At 42.0% G+C, this 14,615-nt stretch carries 12 protein-coding genes; 9 read left to right on the top strand and 3 right to left on the bottom strand.

From position 1 onward, the window contains the following. Positions 1 to 30: 30 nt before the first annotated feature. From J8L86_RS11580 to J8L86_RS11560, 5 genes are all read left to right on the top strand, one after another. A complete protein-coding gene (locus J8L86_RS11580) occupies positions 31 to 780 on the top strand; it encodes a ferredoxin--NADP reductase (RefSeq protein ID WP_211030415.1) in 750 nt (249 codons plus the stop codon). A 322-nt stretch (positions 781 to 1,102) separates the two neighbouring features. Then, positions 1,103 to 2,122: a Fe(3+) ABC transporter substrate-binding protein gene (locus J8L86_RS11575; protein WP_065109840.1), complete on the top strand. Its 1,020-nt coding sequence runs from the start codon at positions 1,103 to 1,105 to the stop codon at positions 2,120 to 2,122. Between the two features lie 53 nt (positions 2,123 to 2,175). Further along, positions 2,176 to 3,807, top strand: a complete 1,632-nt coding sequence (locus tag J8L86_RS11570; protein WP_055022606.1) for an iron ABC transporter permease — start codon at positions 2,176 to 2,178, stop codon at positions 3,805 to 3,807. A gap of 1 nt (position 3,808) precedes the next feature. Then, positions 3,809 to 4,837: an ABC transporter ATP-binding protein gene (locus tag J8L86_RS11565; protein WP_065109842.1), complete on the top strand. Its 1,029-nt coding sequence runs from the start codon at positions 3,809 to 3,811 to the stop codon at positions 4,835 to 4,837. A gap of 109 nt (positions 4,838 to 4,946) precedes the next feature. Further along, the gene (locus J8L86_RS11560) at positions 4,947 to 5,885 is read left to right on the top strand and encodes a Dyp-type peroxidase (RefSeq protein WP_055022604.1); all 939 of its coding nucleotides are present in this window, start codon (positions 4,947 to 4,949) and stop codon (positions 5,883 to 5,885) included. A gap of 118 nt (positions 5,886 to 6,003) precedes the next feature. On the opposite strand, the gene argR is transcribed toward J8L86_RS11560, so the two are convergent. Further along, a complete protein-coding gene (argR, locus tag J8L86_RS11555; RefSeq protein ID WP_055022603.1) occupies positions 6,004 to 6,474 on the bottom strand; it encodes a transcriptional regulator ArgR in 471 nt (156 codons plus the stop codon). A 316-nt stretch (positions 6,475 to 6,790) separates the two neighbouring features. Here argR and mdh point away from each other — a divergent pair, with 316 nt between their 5' ends. Continuing rightward, a complete protein-coding gene (gene mdh, locus J8L86_RS11550; RefSeq protein WP_211030414.1) occupies positions 6,791 to 7,726 on the top strand; it encodes a malate dehydrogenase in 936 nt (311 codons plus the stop codon). Positions 7,727 to 7,788: 62 nt separating this feature from the next. Here the strand turns inward: mdh and J8L86_RS11545 are convergent, their stop codons facing one another. Then, a complete protein-coding gene (locus tag J8L86_RS11545; RefSeq protein WP_211030412.1) occupies positions 7,789 to 8,649 on the bottom strand; it encodes an SDR family NAD(P)-dependent oxidoreductase in 861 nt (286 codons plus the stop codon). A 3-nt stretch (positions 8,650 to 8,652) separates the two neighbouring features. Further along, positions 8,653 to 9,042 carry a DUF393 domain-containing protein gene (locus J8L86_RS11540; protein WP_065109844.1) on the bottom strand — a complete coding sequence of 130 codons (390 nt, stop codon included), beginning with the start codon at positions 9,040 to 9,042 and terminating at the stop codon, positions 8,653 to 8,655. 141 nt (positions 9,043 to 9,183) lie between these two features. Between J8L86_RS11540 and J8L86_RS11535 the strand changes: the two genes are divergently transcribed. The 3 genes from J8L86_RS11535 (at position 9,184) to J8L86_RS11525 (ending at position 14,522) form a co-directional block, all read left to right on the top strand. After that, on the top strand, positions 9,184 to 10,269 hold the full coding sequence (locus tag J8L86_RS11535; RefSeq protein ID WP_119967644.1) for an efflux RND transporter periplasmic adaptor subunit: 1,086 nt from the start codon (positions 9,184 to 9,186) through the stop codon (positions 10,267 to 10,269). Between the two features lies 1 nt (position 10,270). Continuing rightward, the gene (locus J8L86_RS11530; protein ID WP_247663353.1) at positions 10,271 to 11,386 is read left to right on the top strand and encodes an efflux RND transporter periplasmic adaptor subunit; all 1,116 of its coding nucleotides are present in this window, start codon (positions 10,271 to 10,273) and stop codon (positions 11,384 to 11,386) included. 67 nt (positions 11,387 to 11,453) lie between these two features. Then, a complete protein-coding gene (locus J8L86_RS11525) occupies positions 11,454 to 14,522 on the top strand; it encodes an efflux RND transporter permease subunit (RefSeq protein WP_211030410.1) in 3,069 nt (1,022 codons plus the stop codon). The last annotated feature ends 93 nt before the right edge of the window (positions 14,523 to 14,615 follow it).

Below are 14,615 nucleotides of genomic sequence, written 5' to 3'. Positions count from 1 at the left end.
ATAGAGAACTGATTTTCTAAGGAACAGCTTATGTGGACAACAGGTACTGTTATTGAACGTATTGAATGGAACGATAAATTGTTTTCGTTACGCATCGAAGCCGATGTTGAGCCATTTATAGCTGGGCAATTTATCAAGCTCAGCCAAATTCGGGATGAAAAACGTATCGCAAGAGCTTATTCACTGGTCAATCCGCCAGGAAAACCTTATATCGAAGTGCTTGCCGTCGCAGTTGAAGATGGTCAGTTATCGCCAGATTTACAAGCATTAAAAGTAGGAGAGCAAATCGAAGTCAGCACCAAAGCGGCAGGCTTTATGACGCTTGAAGAAATTCCCACAGGGGCAATACAAGGACCGCATCTTTGGTTTTTGGCAACAGGTACTGCAGTAGGGCCTTTCATTTCAATGATGGAAACTGATGAGCCATGGCAACGTTTTGAAAAAGTGGTGCTGGTTTATGGCGTTCGGTTAATCGAAGATTTAGCTTATTTACCGCAAATTAAGGCGTTACAACAAAAGTACCCGCAGCAATTTATTTTTATACCGTCAGTGACACGAGAGCATTATCCCGAGGGGTTGTCTTGTCGAATTCCCGATGGCCTTCAAAGTGGGTTAATTGAACAAACAGCAGGCATCGCGCTTAGTGCCGATAACTCTCAAGTGTTAATTTGTGGTAATCCTGAAATGATTGGGGATGCGCAATCAACGTTAACTGAAAAAGGATTAGTTAAGAACTTACGCCGAGCTCCTGGGCAAATTACGGTAGAGAAATACTGGTAAGACGCAGTGGTAGCCTGCGTTGATAACGGTTATTTTTCGTTCACTATTAGAGGCTGTATTTATCCTTAATACAGCCTTCAAAAACCCTTGTTTTACTCACTAATTAACTTACTTATTCCAAATAATACAGTCAGTAATCTTTAAAGAATACTTGCTCAAAAAGCGCCGATCTATTATCCTTTCCGCAATTGATAATTATTATCATTTCCATGGGTGATAACCTAATGCAATATAAGTAACATTTTAATTATTGGTTAAGAAAAGTGCTTAAATCAGGTTTTTGCAATAATAAAAAGCGCCGTAAGGGCAAGGAGAAATTGGAATGAAATCGTTAAAGAGTTTTGCGCTGTTAGGTCTTGCAGCTGTATCTTCAATGGGTTCTATCGCAGCACAAGCAGCAGATGATCTTACTGTATATTCTTATCGACAAGCGTTTCTTGTTGAGCCGATTTTAGAACAATTTACTAAAGACACTGGCATTAAGGTCAACGTCGTATTTGCTAAAGATGGCATTGCTGAGCGTATTGCCCGTGAAGGTCGTCTTTCTCCTGCTGATGTTGTGCTTACATCAGATTTTTCACGTTTAATGGAATTGGTTGAAAAAGATTTAGTTGTTGACGTTAAAAGCGATACGTTAAGCAGCAATATCCCTGAGCAATATCGTTCTCCAGACAATGACTGGTATGCGTTAACCATGCGTGTTCGTAATGTTTACTCTTCAAAAGATCGTGTGGGTAAGCTCGATCTAAACTATGAAGATTTAGCATCAGAACAGTACAAAGGTAAGATTTGTACTCGTAGTTTCAAGCATCCTTATAATATTGCGCTAGTCGCTTCAATGATTGCTCACCATGGTGAAGCTGAAACTAAGACTTGGCTTGAAGGCGTAAAAGCTAATCTAGCACGTAAACCTCAAGGAAATGACCGCGCGCAAGTGAAAGCGGTTAAAGAAGGCTTATGTGATGTGGCCATTGGTAACAGCTATTACTTTGGTAAAATGTTGACAGATCCTAAGCAAAAGAGCTGGGCTGATGCGGTTTACATTAACTTCCCGAATCAAAAGAATCGCGGTTCACACATCAATGTTTCAGGTATGGCTCTCGCTAAGTTTGCACCGAACAAAGATAATGCTATAAAATTAATGGAATTTTTATCATCTGATGTTGCGCAAAAATCTTATGCAGAAGTGAATATGGAATATCCAGTAAAAGCGGATGTTGCACCTTCTGAAATGGTTGCATCTTGGGGAAGTTTTAAAGCTGATGACCTTCCGATTTACAAGCTAGCAGAAAATCATCAAGCAGCTGTTAAACTACTTGATGAAGTTAAATTTGACCTATAAGAATGCAGCATTTCACCGCATAGTCATTATGCGGTGCTAACTGGAATGTATTTATGATTTTAGGCTTAACCAGAAGCTGGTCGCTCACTGGTTATGCGATTGCGGCAATATTAATATTGCCGCTTTTTGCACTTATAGTACAAGCAACAATTCCTGACGAAGCAGTATTTAGTCATTTATTTGATACTGTTTTACCAACCTATATCAGCAATAGCTTGTTACTCATGCTACAGGTTTGCATCGGCTCTTTGGTCATCGCTGTGCCTGCGGCTTGGCTCGTAGCACGTTGTGATTTTCCTGGACGGCGCTATTTCCAATGGGCACTACTACTACCTTTAGCAATGCCTGCCTATATCGTCGCGTATGTTTATACCGACATGCTTGATTATGCTGGACCTGTGCAACGTATGTTAAGGCAAGTCTTTGGTTGGTCATCCCCACAAGATTATTACTTCCCCGATATTCGTACGCTAACAGGCGCAGCTATCATGCTGTCTTTAGTGTTATTTCCATATATTTACCTGTTAGCCCGCACAGCCTTTATGGAGCAATCGTCTAGCTTATTACATGCCTCTCGCATTATGGGCTGCAATCCTTGGCAAAGCTTTTGGCGCTTAGGTTTACCCATGGCAAGGCCAGCCTTAGCGGTGGGAATGGCGTTAGTGGCAATGGAAACCGCTGCTGATTTTGCCACGGTAAGTTACTTTGCTGTGCCGACGTTAACGACTGCGGTTTATGATACTTGGCTTGGCTATGGCAGCTTATCTGCCGCAGCAAAACTTTCGGCAATCATGTTGTTGGTGATTTTTGCCATGGTAGGGGTAGAGCGCTTTGCTCGCCGTAAACAAGAGTTATTTCAAAAGCAATCAAAACTGACAGAGTCAGACCGTTATTATTTAACAGGCTTTAAAGCTTGGAGCTCATTTGCTTACTGCGCTTTATTGATTGTATTGGCATTTTTATTACCTTTTATGGTGCTTGCAGGCTATGCAATCGACTATTTTGATGAAAGCTGGAATAGCCGCTTTTGGCAATACAGTTTTAATAGTTTATATATCGCAGCCGTAGTGAGCTTTATCTGCGTTGTACTGGCATTAATTATGATGTTTGTTCGCCGTGTTAGCCCACGTAAAAGTGATTTGCTACCTTCACGATTAAGCAGCACGGGTTATGCAATACCTGGCACGGTACTGGCAATTGGCGTTTTGGTTCCACTGACTTATCTCGATTTTGCCATTAATGATGTTTATGCCTACTTTGATAGCAGAGGACCTGGCTTATTATTTACGGGCAGTGTCATTGCGCTAATCTTTGCTTTTTGCGTTCGCTTTGTGGCGATTTCAATTGGCAGTATCGAAAATAGCTATAAGCGAATGTCTCCTTCGTTAGATATGGCAAGTATTACTATGGGGCAAACCCCAAGACAGCTGCTATGGCGTGTGCATTTACCTTTGTTACGTAAAGGCATATTTGCAGGAGCACTGTTAGTATTTATTGAAAGCATGAAAGAGCTGCCAGCAGCGTTACTATTGCGTCCTATCGGTTTTGAAAACCTTGCGACTCATGTTTTTCAGTTTGTTTCTGATGAGCAACTAGAGCATGGTGCTTTGGCTGCAATTGTCATCGTAATCGTTGGACTTATCCCATTGATTTACCTTAATCGTTCGCTGGAGCAAGAGAGCTAATATGTCCACACTGACCATTAAAAATGTTAAAAGTGACTACCAAGGGCAGGTCATACTTAATGGACTCAACCTAACCTTAGAGCAGGGAGAAATCGTTGCGCTGTTAGGGCCTAGTGGCTGCGGTAAAACCACGTTATTACGTGCTATTGCTGGTCTTCAAGCGATCAGTGAAGGTGAAATTATCATAAATGGTCAATCGCTAAGTGCTGATGGCGTATTTGTTCCCAGCGAAAAGCGTGGTATTGGGATGATTTTTCAAGATTATGCATTGTTTCCCCATTTAACCGTCAGTGATAATATTTTGTTTGGCGTTAAGGGGTTATCTGAAAAAGATCGCCAAGACCGCCTTGAGGATATGCTCGCTTTAGTTAAGCTTGAAGGCTTAGGGAAACGTTATCCTCATGAGTTATCAGGTGGCCAGCAACAACGTGTTTCGATTGCCAGAGCCTTAGCGTATCAACCCGAGATTTTACTTCTCGATGAGCCTTTTTCTAATATCGATTCTCAAGTGCGTAGTGAGATGATGCTGGAAATCAGACAGATCTTAAAGCAGCGTAATGTCAGTGCAGTTTTTGTAACCCACAGTAAAGATGAAGCGTTTGTATTTGCAGATAAACTGGCTTTGTTTAAAGAAGGCGGAATTGTTCAGCATGGTATTGCAGAAGACTTGTACGGTGAGCCAAACGATCGTTACGTTGCAGAGTTTCTTGGTGAAGGTAACTACATTACTGTCACCATTAAAAGCGCCACGCAAGTCGCCTCCATATTAGGCTTAATAGAAAGCACTAGCCTGATAAAAAACGTGGTTAATACTCAGGGGCAATTACTTCTCAGGCCGCAGCAAATCGAGATTCAACCTGCAGCACAGGGGCAAGGTGAAATTGTCGAGCGACGTTTTCTGGGTACAATTTGTCATTATTGGGTTAAAGTAGGTCAACAGACGCTCGAAGTGAGAAGTCAGTTAACCGAACTGACATTAGGCCAGAAAGTTAATTTGTCCATATCAGCGCATCCGCTAGTGATTTTTTAGTGACCTAAGTCTAAATTGATTAAATATTGCATAGAGCAGTAAGGAATAAATTGCTCAATTGCCTTAAACTCTTTATATCTTATTATTGTTAAAGGTGATTGATTCCAACATGGAAACACAGAATATGCCTCGCGAACAGTTAGGGATTTGTGCTGAAGGAAATCTGCATAGCGTCTATTTGATGTTTAATGCAAATGATGGTGTCGAAGATCAGCTTCGTCCATGTTTAGCCAATGTAGCCCAATATATTTATGAATTATCTGATCAATATGCAGATAGTGCATTTAATGGCTTTGTTGCTATTGGTGCGAATTATTGGGATACCATTTTTGACGGACAAAGACCTGCTCAATTACGCCCTTTTCCTGCGATGAATGAAGGTAATCGAGATGCACCAGCAATCGAATACGACTTATTCATGCATATCCGCTGCGATCGTTATGACATTTTGCATTTAGTTGCCAATGAAATTAGCCAAATGTTTGAAGGTTTGGTTGAGTTAATTGAAGAAGAACGTGGCTTTAGATTTATGGACAGCCGTGACTTAACTGGCTTTGTCGATGGCACAGAAAACCCGAAAGGGCGTAGCCGTCAAGAAGTTGCTTTAGTGGCTGATGAGGATATCTCATTTAAAGGCGGTAGTTATGTTCATGTGCAAAAATATGCCCATAACTTGAGTAAATGGAATCGCCTACCGCAGAAGAAACAAGAAGATATCATTGGCCGTACTAAGCAAGATGATATTGAATACGCTTCTGAAGATAAGCCATTAACCAGCCATATCAAGCGAGTTAATTTAAAAGATGCAGATGGTAAGTCGATGGAGATTTTACGTCAGAGCATGCCTTTTGGCTCGTTAAGAGAGCAAGGGTTGATGTTTATCTCGACCTGCCATAATCCAACTCATTTTGAAGAAATGCTACGCAGCATGATTTATGGTGACGGTCATGGTAATCACGACCACCTCATGCAGTTTACTAAAGCGCTGACAGGGTCATCATTTTTTGCGCCATCATTAGATTTTTTAGCGCAGTTTGCTAATGACTAATTTTGCAAAATACGCGTTCTTGTAAGCTTGGGTAGATTAAAACCAAAAAAAGCAATGCCAAGGCATTGCTTTTTTATTGGGTTTTCGTCCGTACTACAGACTCAACATGACGCTTGTTTTACTCGCTGTAGTTAAACAGTGATTTAACTGTTTCTAACGTATCATCGATGGTTTTAATGCTTGATGGACAAATGAAGATCGTGTCGTCACCAGCAATGGTACCTAAAATGCCTTCAGGCTTACCTATTGAATCAAGTAATCGCGCGATGAGTTGTGCTGCACCTGGACTGGTACGCACTACAATCATAGCTTGGTTATGATCAACATCTAATACTAAGTTTTTAACTGGGCTACCTGCTGTCGGTACACCTAATTCAGCGGGCAAACAGTACACCATTTCTTGCTTAGCATTTCGAGTTCGCACCGCGCCAAACTTACTGAGCATGCGCGATACTTTAGATTGGTTTATGTTGCCAAAACCTTCTGCTTGTAGTGCGTTGACGATCTCACTTTGGCTACCAAAGCGTTCTTCCTTTAATATCGACTTAAACGTTTTAACGAGTTCATCCTGATTTTTGGTCGCTGGCATATTTTTTTTCGTCTTATAGTAATTTTTAAATTGAATACAATATATTCACAAAACGGGTTCATTTTGAATATATAAACGTCACAAGTCAAGAAATAAGCTAAATCGGTGAATAAAAATTCACTTTACAGTGTAAGTGCTAAATCAGGGATTATTGATATATATATCATAGAATAAGTTAATTGCTTTACTCCACTAAGGGATAATTGAAATTGTCTCGCTGATGCAGTAATGTGACGCCACGAGAAATATGATCTATGTCACAGACTGAGAATCATAAACTTAGAAGTCAAACATAAGAACGTTATTGGAGATAATTATGAAAGTAGCTGTACTTGGTGCTGCTGGCGGTATCGGCCAGGCCCTAGCTTTACTATTAAAAACTCAACTTCCTGCAGGCTCAAAGTTGTCTCTGTATGACATTGCTCCTGTAACACCTGGTGTTGCTGTCGATTTAAGCCACATCCCAACAGATGTTGAAGTGGCTGGTTTTGCTGGTGAAGATCCAACGCCTGCGCTAGTTGACGCTGATGTTGTTCTTATTTCTGCTGGTGTTGCACGTAAGCCTGGAATGGATCGTTCAGATCTGTTTAACATCAATGCGGGTATCGTACGTAACCTTATTGAAAAAGTCGCTGCGACTTGCCCTAAAGCATTAATTGGTGTGATCACTAACCCAGTAAATACAACAGTTGCTATTGCAGCTGAAGTACTTAAAAAAGCGGGTGTTTACGATAAGAATCGTTTATTCGGTGTGACGACACTTGATGTTATTCGTTCTGAAACTTTCATCGCTGAGCTTAAAGGTCTAAACGTTGCTGATGTTAACATTAACGTTATCGGCGGCCACAGTGGTGTGACTATTCTTCCACTTCTTTCACAAGTTGAAGGCGTAAGCTTTACTGATGAAGAAGTTGCTTCACTAACAACTCGCATCCAAAATGCGGGTACAGAAGTTGTTGAAGCTAAAGCCGGTGGCGGTAGTGCGACACTTTCAATGGGTCAAGCGGCATGTCGTTTCGGTCTATCATTAGTTCGCGGCCTACAAGGTGAAGCAAACGTGGTTGAATGTGCATACGTAGATGGCGGCAGCGAGCACGCTGAATTCTTCGCACAACCTGTTGTATTATGTAAAAACGGCGTAGAAAAAGTACTTCCATACGGTGAAGTAAGCGCATTTGAAGCAAACGCACGTGATGCAATGCTTGATACGTTAAAAGGCGATATCGACCTAGGTGTTGAATTCGTTAAGTAAGCTCATCGTTTACGACAAAAAGCGAAGCCTAGGCTTCGCTTTTTTGTGTCTGTAATCTGCAGTTACCATTGCACTGTTTGACCTTGCCAATCAAGAAACTCTGCTTGGTTGTTAAATTCAATACCTTGGTGAATCGTGAGTAATTGCTGGGCGGCGAAGCCTGCGGTGAACAATTTCCCTTCGGGAACGTTGGCCTGAAAAGGTTTAGATAACTCGGTATCGGTTGTACCGGGGTGAAACGCGATCAATTTTGTATTTTTAGCTCGGCGTGCATATTCAATCGCACTGGTTTTTATTAACATATTCAATGCCGCTTTTGATGCTCTGTAGCTATACCAGCCTCCTAACTGATTTTCACTGATACTGCCAACTCTGGCACTCAACACACTGATGATGCATGCTTGCTTGCCGTTTACGAGTTTAACGAGATGTTGAAGCCACATCATTGGCACTAATGTGTTGGATTGAAAGACTGACAGCATAGAAGCTGGGGTAATATCTTCAAGGCGCTTTTCTGGCGATAAAACAGTTGATGGCTCAATTTGTTGATTTTCTGGACTCTTTGAGGCCTGTGGATTATGTGTATGGACTGACATTTGATTGTTTAATGAATGCAATCTGCCATTACAAATAAACACCTTGCTGATATGCCCTTTAATTGATGATAGAGCAAGGCACACCCTTGCTATGTTTTCGTTAGCGTCATTACTGGCGTTATTACCAAAGCCATTCATGGTGTAATCGCAGCAGATGTGGTGATGAATGTTATTGCTAACATTAAAAACCAATTCTTTTTGACTGATGGTAATGATTTGCTCAATCTCAGCATTATCTGCGAGCTCGGTGACAATCGCTTTTGCAATACCTGAAGATGCGCCAATAACAATGGCAGTGTTAACGGCTTGAACACGACAGATATCCATAGGCTACTTCAACTTACAGCTACCGTCTTCACAACGTTGCTGTCCGGTGAGTAGATAAGAAATTTGGTAGCGATTTTTCGCAAATCCACGATAAGCGATATCAGCAAAAGGTTTAACACAAGGTAAGCGTAATAATTGAATCCACTTATGCTTACCTGTTAATGCCCAAGCTTTAGCTGTCACATCTAACCCCGTTAGAATTGTGCCGTCATTTGTTTCTGCATGCAGGATGTTATTGGCCACAGATAAATCAATATGGGGGTATTTTTCTTCGAAATTGTCTTGGTTTAAATCAGCCAATTCAATTTTGTGTAATCGATCGTGCTTCTTTAGTTGCGCCATTTCGTTAGAACATAATGGACAAGCGCTATCGTAAAAAATTCGTAACTCCATAGTGCACCTCTGCCTGTTTGGGTTAAAAATCAATACGTCGATTGTCACAAGTTAGATCTTTTTTGTGCTCTAGTGCACCTATTATGGGGTGTCATTGAATGTTAGTATCGTACTAATTGCTCACTTTTGACGGAACAAAACATGAAGAAACTCAGCCAGTTTAGTTCTTTTTTAGTTATATTCCCCTCGATAATTTCCAGTGTTTTACTCAGTGTTGCCTACGCAGAAGAAGGCAGTGAAGCCACCAGTCGTGATATCCCTCGTCCAGTCAAAGTGCTGCAAGTTGATGTGGGCTCTGAATACCGTGAGCGCTTTTTACCTGGCGAAGTTAAAGCCTCAGAAAAAGCGGCATTGTCATTTCGAGTCTCAGGTGAAATTGCTGAAATTTTTGTTAGACCTGGAGATGCCGTTGAACCAGGAGATATATTAGCCACACTCGATAGTGATATTTATCAGCAACACTTAGCCATGGCGCAAGCACAATTCGAGTTAGCTAAAGTGTTGTTTGAGCGCAATGAGTCTTTGGTTGAGCAAGGGGTGGTATCACGTAACGATTATGACCAAGCTAAAAGTGATTTCACCGTAGCTCAAGCAGCACTGGATAAAGCCAAAACCGATGTGACCTACACTAAGTTGCGTGCCCCCTATCAAGGGGTGATTTCTAAACGCAGTAAGCGTGAGTTTGAGTTTGTCCAAGCACAAGAAGAAGTCATGGGGATTCGAACTGATGCATCTGCAGATATTAGTTTCCAATTGCCAGAGCAATTTATAGGTTTTTTACAAAAATCTGATAAAGGCTTAGAAGATATAGACAACATAGAAGTTAAGTTTGATAGCCGCGATCAATGGTATGTCGCTCGCTTAAAAGAGCTTAATACCGTTGCCGACCCTACAACCAGTAGTTACACCATTATATTAACTTTACCAATGCCAGATGAACTGAATGTTCTACCTGGCATGTCAGCACGAGTTAAAGTTAAGTTGCCCGCAAGAACGGCCGATGCCCATCCGAAAATCCCTAAAGGCGCAGTGGTCAAAGAAAACCAACAAGCCTATGTATTTACTTGGTCACCGACTCAGCAACGAGTCAAAAAGGTACCTGTTACCTTACAGGGAACTCGAATGATGTCAGGGCTAAATGATGGTGATTGGCTTGTCGTCGCAGGAGCCGCTGAGCTTAAAGATGGCCAAGCAGCGGTAAAGTGGATTAAAGAGCGAGGCTTATAATATGCAACGGATTCAACATTCTAGAATGAGTTCCATCATTAATCGTCTAGGGGTCGTTGCCTTAGGCCTATTGGGCTTATCCGCCTGTGAGCGCACTGTAGACATTGAGCCAACAAAAACCTTAGTGAAAACTTATACCTTGCCTCATGCTAATAATGAAGTGATGCGTGAATTTAATGGTGTGGCTAGAGCGCAAGATTTAACGAACCTGTCTTTTAGAGTTGAGGGAAGAATAGAGCGTATACCAGCAACAAAAGGCAAGTCGGTTGAAAAAGGTGAGTTACTCGCCGTACTTGAAAAACGTGACTACACCATTGCCCTAAGCGATCGTCAAGCACGTTTAGAAGTCAGTTATAAACAGGCCCAACGAGGCAAGCAGTTAGTTGAAAGCAAGTTAATGGCACAATCTGACTACGATGAAATGAATGCCCAATATTTAGTGGCCAAAGCAGAAGAGCGCCAAGCTGAGTTAAACTTGCAATACACAGAATTGCGCGCGCCATTTTCAGGGATTGTCAGTGATGTATTTTTAGAGTCTTTTGAAAATGTGCAGCCGGGTGTATCTGTACTCAGTATTCAAAAAGTTGAGCGTATTGAAGTGGATGTGCAAATTCCAGATATGCTGATTGCTGTTTCAAAAAAGCAAGAAGACAGAGAGAATCAAGCCAAGTTGAATGTCAGCTTTGAGGCTTTTCCTAATACTCAATTTAGCGGCCGTTTATTAGAGGTCAACACCGAAAAAGATCCCACCACATCAACTTATATTGCCACCATTGCAGTGGACTTAGACCCCAAATATAAAGTGTTAGAAGGCATGCCTGCAAAAGTACAAGTTAACTTGAGCGACATGACTTACACCTATCATCGAGAATATTTAGTGCCAATCGAAGCGGTTGTTATGCAAGATGGTAGTGATATTGATGCACAAAATAGTGGTGTTTGGCTTTACAACGCTGCCGATAATTCGATTCAGTATCAACCAGTAACACTGGGGGTTATTGTCGGTGATGAAATTGAAGTTATCAGTGGCCTTGATGATGGCCAAACCATTATCACAACAGGCGCAGCCCGTTTAGTTAAAGGCCAGCAAGTACAGTTATTAGAGGAGGGAGCATGATGACTCGGTATCCAAAAGTACTCCTTAATAACGCCAATCACTCAACTGATACAAGGGAAAGTGTGTAATGAATATAGCAGGCTACTTTGTTAAAAATACTGTGATCAGTTGGATGTTTACCTTAATACTGCTTATTGGTGGTTTGATGGCATTTACTGGACTAGGCCAATTGGAAGATCCGCCTTTTACCATTAAAGATGCTGTGGTTGTCACCTTATATCCTGGTGCAACGTCCACAGAGGTGGAAGAAGAAGTCACCTACCCAATTGAAAAGGCAATTCAAGCATTGCCCTATGTCGACTATATTCGCTCACTCAGTACCTCGGGTATGTCGCAAATTACGGTAACCATGAAGAACATCTATGGCCCTGAAGAATTGCCACAAATATGGGATGAACTGCGCCGTAAAGTCAACGACATGTCATCAAGTTTACCGCCAGGAGTACAAGCGCCTATCGTCAATGATGATTTTGGCGATGTGTACGGCATCATGTTGATGGTGAGCGGCACGGACTACAGCTATCGAGATATTCTCGATTACGTCGACTATGTAAAACGTGAGCTCGAATTGGTACCAGGTGTCGGTAAAGTGTCATTGGCAGGGAACCAGCAAGAGCAGGTGTTTGTTGAAATGTCGCTTAACAAAGCGGCGAGTTCTAACATCGACCCCTCATTGATTCAAAATCTACTTAACTCGCAAAACATGGTGTCAGATGCGGGTAATATTCGGGTATCTGCCGATAATTTAAAAATTCGTACCAGTGGCGGCTTTAAGTCTGTCAGTGAGCTTGAAGAGTTAATCATTCCCGGTACCCAAGGTGACAAGTTAATTTATTTAAAAGATGTCGCTACTGTTTCTCGTGGTTTTCAAAATATCCCGACCAATTTACTCAAGTTTAATCAGCATGACGCCATCAACATAGGTATATCGTTTTCGACTGGGGTCAATGTTGTTGAGGTGGGTAAAGCCATTGACGCAAAACTTGCCAGCATTGAAAGCGTGCGCCCTGCAGGTATGGTGATTGAAACCATGTACAACCAGCCTAATGAAGTTGATGCCTCCGTCGGCAGCTTTGTGTGGAACCTCATTGCAGCAGTGGTGATTGTTGTAGGGGTATTGCTGGTATTTATGGGCTTTAAATCAGGGATATTAATTGGATTAATCCTATTTTTAACCTGTTTGGGCACCTTTATGCTGATGTTGCAGGCAGAGATTGAACTGCAACGTATCTCCCTCGGGGCATTAATTATTGCCTTAGGGATGCTGGTGGATAATGCCATTGTGATTGTTGAAGGCATACTCATCGGTCGGCAACGTGGACAAACAACCCTAGAGGCAGCTCAAGGCATCGTTAAACAAACAATGTGGCCATTACTTGGCGCAACTGTCATTGCGATTACAGCTTTTGCACCCATTGGGCTCTCGCCAGATTCGACGGGTGAATTTGCAGGGTCGTTATTTTGGGTATTACTGTTTTCGCTGTTTTTATCTTGGATTACTGCGATCACGATTACGCCATTTTTCGCGCAATTATTTTTTGGCTCGGAAGCTGAAAAAGTGGAAGGTGAACCAAAAGATCCGTATGGCGGTGCCTTCTTCATGTATTACAAGGCACTACTTGACGTGTGTATGCGCTTTCGTTGGGTCAGTGTGGTTGCCGTTGTTATTGCGTTTTGCGCCTCTATTTATGGCTTTGCTTACGTTAAGCAATCGTTTTTCCCACCGTCTACCACACCTATATTTTTAGTCGATGTGTGGATGCCAGAAGGGACCGATATTCGTGAAACTCAAACCGTCGTTGAAGGGATGGAAGCCATCGCGTTTAACCTTGATAATGTCGAGTACGTGGCATCTACCATAGGTAAAGGTTTTCCTCGTTTCTTATTGACTTATTCGCCTGAGAAAAACTACGCATCCTATGCGCAAATTGCATTAAGAACATCAGATTTTGAAACCTTATCTGATGTGATGGTGACCTTTCGCAGGGACGTAGAGCGCAGTTATCCGCAAGCGCAGCTTAAATTTAAGCGCTTAGAAATTGGTCCATCAACGGATGCCAAAATCGAAGCGAGGATCAGCGGCGCCGATCCTGATGTATTGCGTAGTATTGCAGCGCAAGTGATGGAGGTATTTAATGCTACACCAGCCACAGTCAATGTACGTCACGACTGGCGTGAGCGGGTGAAATACATTGCCCCACGGTTTAATGAAACCCAAGCTCGTCGTCTAGGTATTGTAAAAAGTGAAGTCGATGAGGCATTAAAATTTTCGTTTACAGGCTTACAAATCGGGGTTTACCGTGAAGGCACCACCTTGCTGCCGATTATCGGTCGCTTACCTGAAGATGAGCGCATTGATATCGAATCGTTAGAGAGTATTCGTATTTGGAGCCCAGCGCTAAGTGCCTTTGTACCTCTGCAACAAGTGGTTGATGGTTTTGAGGTGAAGTTTGAAGATCCTATAATTCAACGTCGGGATCGAAAACGTACCTTAACTGTATTTGCCGATACCGATTTTGAATACGGCATTCTCCCAGCTGAACTGTTTGCCAAAATCAAACCTAAAGTAGAGGCTCTCGAGTTACCAGTAGGGTATGAGCTGCAATGGGGAGGGGAATATGAATCATCGACAGATGCACAAGAGTCATTATTTGCGACCTTGCCATTAGGCTTTTTATTCATGTTTTTGATTACCGTGTTCTTGTTTAATTCGGTAAGAAAACCCCTGGTTATCTGGGCTTGTGTACCATTAGCTATTATTGGTATTACATCTGGATTATTAATCCTTGAGAAACCATTTAGCTTTATGGCGTTGTTAGGCATGCTCAGCTTATCGGGCATGCTACTGAAAAACGGGATTGTTTTATTGGATCAAATTAACACTGACATCAACGAAGGAATAGAAACCTTTGAAGCCGTGTTTAACTCAACGGTGAGTCGTGTGCGACCTGTTTGTATGGCCGCCATAACCACGATTTTAGGTGTGTTGCCGCTGTTAACCGACGCTTTCTTTGAGTCGCTTGCTGCGGTAGTCATGTTCGGTTTAGGGGTAGCAACCATGCTGACTCTGATCATTGTTCCAGTGTTTTATATCATCTTCTTCAAAGTTAAGTACCGAAACTATAAAGAGTTTTAGTTAGCAAAATTGGCGTTTTATCGCTATAACTATAAGAGTCAGCCATTAACGGTTGACTCTTTTTTATGTGATCTAACTTGCTCATTGTCACGT

Source organism: Shewanella sp. MMG014 (assembly GCF_018100775.1).
Taxonomy (GTDB): Bacteria; Pseudomonadota; Gammaproteobacteria; order Enterobacterales; family Shewanellaceae; genus Shewanella; species Shewanella japonica.
The sequence above is the reverse complement of the archived record's forward strand: the minus strand, read 5'-3'. Positions and strand labels throughout refer to the sequence as shown.